Source organism: Acinetobacter sp. YH12151 (assembly GCF_013418355.1).
Taxonomy (GTDB): domain Bacteria; phylum Pseudomonadota; class Gammaproteobacteria; order Pseudomonadales; family Moraxellaceae; genus Acinetobacter; species Acinetobacter pseudolwoffii.
The window spans coordinates 1-5859 of the sequence record NZ_VPCG01000083.1 but is presented as its reverse complement, the minus strand read 5'-3'; the positions used below and the strand labels follow the sequence as shown (position 1 = coordinate 5859).

General features: G+C 56.0%; 7 protein-coding genes and 1 pseudogene. 4 read left to right on the top strand and 4 right to left on the bottom strand.

Translation table 11 applies throughout. The features are described from left to right. From FTU82_RS15495 to FTU82_RS15485, 4 genes and pseudogenes are all read left to right on the top strand, one after another. Positions 1 to 129 (top strand): annotated as a pseudogene (locus FTU82_RS15495) (IS3 family transposase); the annotation flags it as partial. A gap of 62 nt (positions 130 to 191) precedes the next feature. Next, positions 192 to 952, top strand: a protein-coding gene (locus FTU82_RS15490) for an IS5-like element ISKpn12 family transposase (protein WP_085947932.1) whose coding sequence is annotated in 2 segments (ribosomal slippage) — positions 192 to 516 and positions 516 to 952 — 762 coding nt in all. Because the reading frame shifts where the segments join, the coding sequence is not laid out codon by codon here. 10 nt (positions 953 to 962) lie between these two features. Next, on the top strand, positions 963 to 1571 hold the full coding sequence (locus tag FTU82_RS16345) for a DUF6596 domain-containing protein (protein WP_306415568.1): 609 nt from the start codon (positions 963 to 965) through the stop codon (positions 1569 to 1571). Positions 1572 to 1843: 272 nt separating this feature from the next. Further along, positions 1844 to 2029 carry a hypothetical protein gene (locus FTU82_RS15485; protein WP_004197549.1) on the top strand — a complete coding sequence of 62 codons (186 nt, stop codon included), beginning with the start codon at positions 1844 to 1846 and terminating at the stop codon, positions 2027 to 2029. 65 nt (positions 2030 to 2094) lie between these two features. On the opposite strand, the gene FTU82_RS15480 is transcribed toward FTU82_RS15485, so the two are convergent. The 4 genes from FTU82_RS15480 to aac(3)-IIe form a co-directional block, all read right to left on the bottom strand. Further along, positions 2095 to 3233 (bottom strand): IS3-like element ISKpn11 family transposase gene (locus tag FTU82_RS15480; protein WP_162832797.1). Its coding sequence is split into 2 segments (ribosomal slippage): positions 2095 to 2966 and positions 2966 to 3233, totalling 1140 coding nucleotides; the frame shifts between segments, so codons are not numbered across the junction. A gap of 246 nt (positions 3234 to 3479) precedes the next feature. Next, complete coding sequence (locus FTU82_RS15475) at positions 3480 to 3671, bottom strand: hypothetical protein (protein WP_040234282.1); 192 nt, start codon at positions 3669 to 3671, stop codon at positions 3480 to 3482. A 581-nt stretch (positions 3672 to 4252) separates the two neighbouring features. Further along, on the bottom strand, positions 4253 to 4795 hold the full coding sequence (locus FTU82_RS15470) for an AAA family ATPase (protein ID WP_002063889.1): 543 nt from the start codon (positions 4793 to 4795) through the stop codon (positions 4253 to 4255). 12 nt (positions 4796 to 4807) lie between these two features. After that, the gene (aac(3)-IIe, locus tag FTU82_RS15465; protein ID WP_000557452.1) at positions 4808 to 5668 is read right to left on the bottom strand and encodes an aminoglycoside N-acetyltransferase AAC(3)-IIe; all 861 of its coding nucleotides are present in this window, start codon (positions 5666 to 5668) and stop codon (positions 4808 to 4810) included. Positions 5669 to 5859: the final 191 nt, after the last annotated feature.

The window sequence follows — 5859 nt, the reverse complement described above, 5'->3', positions numbered from 1 at the left end:
AAAAAAACTACATGCAAAAATCGGTGAGCAGGCATTAGAAATTGATTTTTTAGAAGGTGTGTTGAAGAAACTGGGTCGCTTCAACCACAAAAGTTAATCGATGACTCACTTCAGATTTCAGTATCTAGGGTCAGGACCCATTGATTTGAACTGACGGCTGTGATTCAGATGGGCGTATAGGAGCCCGACTGATGAGTAATTTGTTTTGGCTGACGGACGAGCAAATGGCTCGTCTTCAGCCCTATTTCCCCAAGAGCCATGGCCGCCAGCGCGTTGATGATCGACGCGTTCTGAGCGGCATCATCTTCGTCAACCGCAACGGGCTGCGTTGGCGTGATGCGCCGAAGGAATATGGCCCGGCGAAGACGCTTTATAACCGCTGGAAACGCTGGGGCGACAAGGGCGTATTTATCCAGATGATGGAAGGTCTGGCCGTGCCTGAAGCCGCAGAGCACAAGACCATCATGATCGATGCGACCTATCTCAAGGCCCACCGCACGGCTTCCAGCTTGCGGGTAAAAAAGGGGGCGCGGGCCGCCTGATTGGACGCACGAAAGGCGGCATGAACACCAAGCTTCATGCCGTAACGGATGCGAGTGGTCGCCCGATCAGCTTCTTCATAACGGCAGGCCAGGTCAGCGATTACACCGGTGCTGCCGCCTTGCTTGATGAACTTCCCAAGGCCAAATGGTTGCTGGCCGACCGTGGCTATGATGCCGACTGGTATCGTGACGCTTTACAGGCGAAGGGGATCACTCCCTGCATTCCAGGTCGAAAATCCCGCAAGAAGACCATCAAATACGACAAACGCCGCTACAAACGGCGCAACCGGATCGAGATCATGTTCGGGCGTCTCAAAGACTGGCGGCGTGTCGCTACGCGTTACGACCGGTGCCCAATGGCCTTTCTCTCCGCCATCGCTCTCGCTGCGACCGTTATCTTCTGGCTATGAGCAATGAGTCCTGACCCTAGCGCATATCAAGCCAGAGGAGCCTGAGGTACTTGGTCTTTTAGCCCTCATGGAACTCCAGTGCTCTCGGCTGCTTGCCCGACAAGATCGTCAAGGCTTGCCAGTGCCGCTCGATCGTCAGGATCGTGGCTTGTGGGATCGATTGCTCATACGTCGAGGTCTGGAGATAGTTGAGCGAGCATGCCGCATGTCGTCTCCCACTGGATGGTATCTTCTGCAAGCGTTGATTTCTGCTTGTCACGCGCGGGCTGCGAGCTTTCGAGACACCAATTGGCGAGAGATACTGGCGAGATATGACGCGCTCTTCCTGTTGAGCCCTACATACGTAGTTGCCCTCAATCGAGCAGTCGCTGTGTCGTGGGCCATGAACCCCGCTGCAGGGATGGCGGTCCTTAAGGCGATTGAGGACGAGTGGGACGTGGAGACCTACCCGCTTTTTCACGCGACGCGGGCGGATTTCCTTTCGCGTCTTGGTTTCCAAGACCAAGCTGCGGCAGCCTATCAGGCTGCGGCCGTACTCAGCACCAACCTACCTCAAAAGTTGTTCTTGGTCACGCGCGCTGAGGAATGCCTGGCAGGGTCTCGGACAGATGTTGGATAACATCAGTCGATTGACGGTGATTGCGCGCACGTGGACGCGCATCATGACAGGTATGACGAGCCTTTGAACGTCCGCTGGCTGTGCCGGCGCCATCATATCCGGCTGCACTTCTACGGTGAGGACATGTTTCCTATGTGCAGGCCGCATCACGTATGAACGGCGGCTCTCCGGTTATGCCTCAACGCCGCTGAAAGCGTCGCGCGGTCAGTCAGCCATGACGATCATACCTTATTCAGATCATGCGATCGGCGCCCTGCCATCAGGAGGATGAAATGCGTAAAGATCAGATCCCGGATTTCGTTGATGAGATCTTCGCCACCGGCTGCCCAATCACCGCAGTAGGACAAGATTGCTATGTTTTGCAGAGAGCGATCTGCTGGCAGAAGACTTCGACCGTGTTGGTGAGGTGGTCGATAAAATCTGCCAGCGATAAGGAAAGCGTGACCATCTGTTGCTGACATCAGAGGTGGCTCGGTTTGTCTGAACAGTTTTGGGCGTTTTGCTAAGTGGATTTCCGCCTTGATTATGCCGCCACCATCATTGGTGCCAGCGCGTTGAAGTAGGCCTGATCCGGCGTCTGCCGGTCAAGGGATGAATGTGGACGTCGGCTATTGTAGAAGGCGAGATAGCGGCCGATGCCAGCGCGAGCCTCGGATACGGTCTTGTAGGCGTGGAGATAGACCTCTTCGTATTTGATCGACCGCCAGAGCCGCTCGACGAAGACGTTGTCGCGCCACGCGCCCTTGCCATCCATCGAGATGGCGATCTCCGCCTTCTTCAGCACGGCTGTGAAGTCGATGGAGGTGAACTGCGAACCCTGATCGGTGTTGAATATTTCAGGCTTTCCATAGCGGGCCAGCGCGTCCTCGACCGCTTCGATGCAGAAGTCCGCCTCCATCGTGATCGACAGCCGCCAGGACAGAACCCGCCGGCTAAACCAGTCCACGACGGCGCAGAGATAGACGAATCCCCGCGCCATCGGCACATACGTTATGTCCATTGCCCAGACCTGGTTGGGCCGGGTGACCGCCAGCTTGCGCAGGAGATAAGGATAGATTTTGTGACCTGGCGCTGGTTTGGAGGTGTTCGGGCGACGGTAGATTGCCTCGATGCCCATCTTCTTCATCAGCGTGGCGACGTGCAACCGCCCGACCTCGGTCCCTTCACCCCTCAAAAGCCCTTGCAACATCCGACTTCCGGCGAACGGATAGTCGAGGTGCAGTTCGTCGATCCGCCGCATCAGGTCCAGATCGCCGTCGGACACTTGACGTGGAGAATAGTAGACACTGCCACGGCTGAAGCCGAGAAGCCTGGCCTGACGTGCGACCGACAGTTTGTGTGTTCGGTCGATCATTTCTTTCCGCCCAGCAATCCCGCTTTGCCGAGCGCTCCGGCTAAAAAATCATTCTCCAATGTCAGTTCGCCTATTTTGGCGTGCAGCGTTTTGACATCGACGGTTGGACCTGCCGGTTCCGCCTTCGCTTCATCGCCGAAAACGCCTGTCGCCCCATCAAGGAGCTGGTCTTTCCACTGTTTGATCTGGTTGGCATGCACGTCGAACTGCTGGGACAATTCCACCAGCGTCTGCTCACCTCGGATCGCGGCGAGCGCCACTTTTGCCTTGAAAGCCGGGCTGTGGTTCCGGCGCGGTCGTCTTGTCATGGTATCTCCTGTTCCCGGCATCTAAGCCGAAGTCAGGCAGAAATTCCACTTATCACCGCTGTGCAGATTTCCCGAGCCACCTCTATCGTCGATCATTTGAGGAGCCTCGGCCGTTTCTACGACCTGCGGCTTGAGACACTCCAATAGCGACTATGGGTCGGTCCGCGCTTTAGAATAAGGGATCTAGACCCTGTCGCCAATTTTGGCCTGACGGGGGTTTCCAGCTACGCCTTCATATGTCGTGCCTCAGCCGCGCTGCAAGCGCCGGGCACTGATGCCCAGCATGCTGGTGGTCTTCACCTTTCCGCCGACGCGCCTGAGGATGATGATTGCCGCGTCCGTGGCCAGCCCGGTGCCGATGGCAGCCAAATGACCCAATTGGAACGGCAGATAGCCCGGCTTGACCACGAGAAGCACTCCGATGAAGCCGATGACCACGGCGGTCCACCGCCGAACCGCGATGCTGAAGCCACAAATCGAGCTTTGCGAGGAGTTTCTTTATCCGTCTCAATGAGATAAGGGCCAACTTTAGATCAAGTGCGTCGTAGTACGGCGTGCACCTTGGGCTTGATCCAGCTATAGTGTAATTGTATGCTGGAAATATGTGCAACCCTGGTGTCTAGGCCGTGCGAAGCCAATCAGGCTCGAAAGTCGTTGCGGGTTGTTATCCGTTAAAGGCGGCGACTGTAGCCGCCGCTATTTGGCCCCTTGATACCATTTAGCATTTGGAGCTTTAGGTTCTATAATTTAACGTTACGCTACAGCCGACACCCCGCTTGCCTGAGCGTTTGGATTTCAATCACTTAGTAGACCAACTTGCGGGTCGACGGTTCGTGTCCCTTCAAGGCGGAGGCTTCGGCAGCTGGCGTCTCTATGCCGCGGTGGTGCTTTTCCGAAACGGAAGTCGCCCATTCGCGTCACGTAAACCGACCGTCAGGCGGTACGGCTTAGGAGAATAATCGCAAAGCAGACTGAGACCACCACCCTCGCGCTACCCTTTGCGCAGGCGTCGAAGGCGATCAGGTGCGCTGATCGAGTCTGTCGAGCACCATCGCTGCAAGTTCATCGCTGGTGTGTGCACCACTATCGAGAACACGGGTTGTGGACGGAAGCCGTTCCCTTGCGGCCAAGCATCGGGCGACATTCGCTAATCGCCACTCTCGAATCTCCGCATTCCGATTCGGGTCAGGATGCATGGTCTGGTTCGAGATCCGGTGACGCAATAGGTCCTCGTTAAGCATCAGAAAGATGTGCAGCAGCTGATCGTCGATCTGCCTTAACCCGTCGAGTATCTCAGTCAGATAGTCCGGGTGCACGAGCGTCATTGGGATGATGATGTCCTGCGAGTAATTCCTGCGAATCTCGCTGACCGCAGCGATCGTAAGTCCCCTCCACAAGGGGAGATCCTGATAGTCTCCGCTCGCTGGTATGGGGACCGTTTCTTTCACCACGAACCCGATTTCCTCAGGGTCAAAGATCAGCGATTTCGGACGCCGATCGCGCAGCCGCTCAGCGAGAGTCGTCTTTCCGGCGCCGAAAGGTCCGTTGATCCAGATTATCATTGTCGACGGCCTCTAACCGGAAGGCTCGCAAGAGCGCTGGGCGGCTTCGTGTGCTGGCACGATCGGAGTGGCTCCGAAGTGCTTCTCAAGATAGGTGACGCCGAACGTCACGATGTCCTGCGCGTCGAACAGGTAGCACTGAGCAAAGCCCACGACACCTTCTCGATGGCGACCGAGCTTCACGTAAGCATTTGCTATAGTTTCGACCGCATCCGGCTTTCCTTCGATAGCAAAGCAATCGAGAATGCCGTTTGAATCGTATTCTGATGCCGTTTTCCAGGCGACTTCACCGTTTCTTCCAAGCATCGGCATCTCATACGTCACCCATCGTTTGTTGGGGATATCCGCAACCGCCTCGGCGTAGTGCAATGCGGTAACGGAGTTTAGCGGCGCACCCAACAGCAGGGCCTTCCCGCCAAGGCGGACGAACCGCTCGACGGGCGACCCTTCCCCCAAGGCGTGACCGAGTTCGTGAGGCTCCGTCAGCGTTTCAGCTAGCGGACCAACCGCGACCATCGATGCATCGGGGTGCGCGCTGCGCCGCGCGCCGGGGGCTTGAACCAGAAATTGATTCAGCAGGCCGAACCCACGGTAAGTCCCGGCCGTTGCGGGATCGAACGGCGGCCAGGTACGGCGGGCTTTGTCATCCAACCGAGCGCCATTCAGAGTCTCCTCGTAGGGTGATCGGTCCCACGACGCGTATCCCATCACAGTGCCAGTCGGCCCAACCGCGGAGCGTAACGCGGCAACGACCGTCTCCGCTCCTCCTTCGACCGGACCAATCGCTTTAAGTGAGGCATGCACCATCAACAGGTCACCGGTTTGGACTCCGAGTTTTCGAATTGCCTCCGTTATTGCCTTCCGCGTATGCATCGCGATATCTCCTCTAAACTCTCTGTACACGACAAAAATAGATAACTCATTGAAATAATGTCATAATAATTGTTTTCTAACGACGAATACTATGACACATCTCAATGAGTTATATCTTATCTTAAACAAATCTCTAAAATGGAACAAGTCACATTTAAAGTGCTTTGCGCTCATCATGCTTGTGATTATTT